This window comes from Corallococcus sp. AB018, assembly GCF_003986945.1.
In the GTDB taxonomy this organism is placed as follows: Bacteria; Myxococcota; Myxococcia; order Myxococcales; family Myxococcaceae; genus Corallococcus; species Corallococcus exiguus.
This window is the reverse complement of record NZ_RAWR01000458.1, coordinates 1-1,014: the sequence shown is the minus strand read 5'-3', so window position 1 is coordinate 1,014 and position 1,014 is coordinate 1. Positions and strand designations below refer to the sequence as shown.

The window sequence follows — 1,014 nt, the reverse complement described above, 5'->3', positions numbered from 1 at the left end:
GGGCGGGGGATCTCCACCTTGTACTGCTGGAGGAGCGTGACGGTCTCCGGATCGCCCGGGTCCGCCTGGTAGGCCTTGAGCAGGTTGCCGCGGCCGGTGTCGGCCTCGCCGCCCTTGATCTGCAGCACGCCCGCCATGCGCAGGGCGGCCTTGTCCTCCGGCTGCACCTGGAGGGCGCCCATCACTTCCTCAAGCGCCTTCTTGTCTTTGTTCTGCGCCGCGTAGACGCGGGCCAGGAGGATGCGGGGATCGGCCGCGGTCGGGTGCGCCTTGACGCCCTTTTTGCAGACGACCATCGCTTCCATGAAGCGACCCAGGTCGAGGTACGCCTCCGCCAGGGGCTTGTACGCATCCGACGAGGGGTCGGAAGCGAACGAATGCTCAAGCTTCGCGAGCTCGGTGGGGCTCAACGTCTTCGATGGGGAGGTGGACATGAACCAGAAGGTGCCCGGAATGGCCGGGAAGGATGCGGTACTGGAAGGGGGTTTTTATGGCATCCACAGTGCGGCACGTCAATCGCAGGGTTGGTGCCGAAAACGAGCTGCTTGACAGCAAGGTGAGGCTCCGGTACTAGCCCACTCACTTCTCGGGACCCAACGCCCGCGAGGCGCAGCAGGCAGCCAGCAGTCCCCATGTGGGGGTGTAGCTCAGTTGGGAGAGCGTCGCGTTCGCAATGCGAAGGTCGTCGGTTCGATCCCGTCCACCTCCACTCTGAAGAACAAAGGGCCTCACGGGAAACCGTGAGGCCCTTTGCATTTCAGGCCATTGGCGAATTGCAAAGGCTTCCGGCTTTGTTATCCGGGGCCGATGACCGACCCGTCCGCCTCCCTGTCGTTCTTCGCCCGCTTCTGGCTCGCCTGGCTGTGCTTCTGGCGCTGCCTCGTGTCCCGCGAATTCGCGCAGGCCGTGCTGCCGACCAGCCGCGCCTATGACGCCGGCCAGCTCAAGGAGCTCCCGTCCGGGGACACGCAGGCCCCACCGCCGGTGAAGGCGCCCGTCGTCCAGGCCCCCGTC

The 1,014-nt window shown here is 65.8% G+C and carries 1 protein-coding gene, 1 tRNA gene and 1 pseudogene; 2 read left to right on the top strand and 1 reads right to left on the bottom strand.

Annotated elements, in window-relative coordinates; all coding sequences use genetic code 11:
* Positions 1-434, bottom strand: a 434-nt coding sequence (locus tag D7Y11_RS42690) for a lipopolysaccharide assembly protein LapB (RefSeq protein WP_367303604.1), incomplete at its 3' end; no start/stop codon positions are given.
* A 202-nt stretch (positions 435-636) separates the two neighbouring features.
* Between D7Y11_RS42690 and D7Y11_RS42685 the strand changes: the two genes are divergently transcribed.
* Positions 637-709: transfer RNA gene (locus D7Y11_RS42685), tRNA-Ala, on the top strand.
* A gap of 98 nt (positions 710-807) precedes the next feature.
* A pseudogene (locus D7Y11_RS42680) lies at positions 808-1,014 on the top strand (DUF2760 domain-containing protein); the annotation flags it as partial.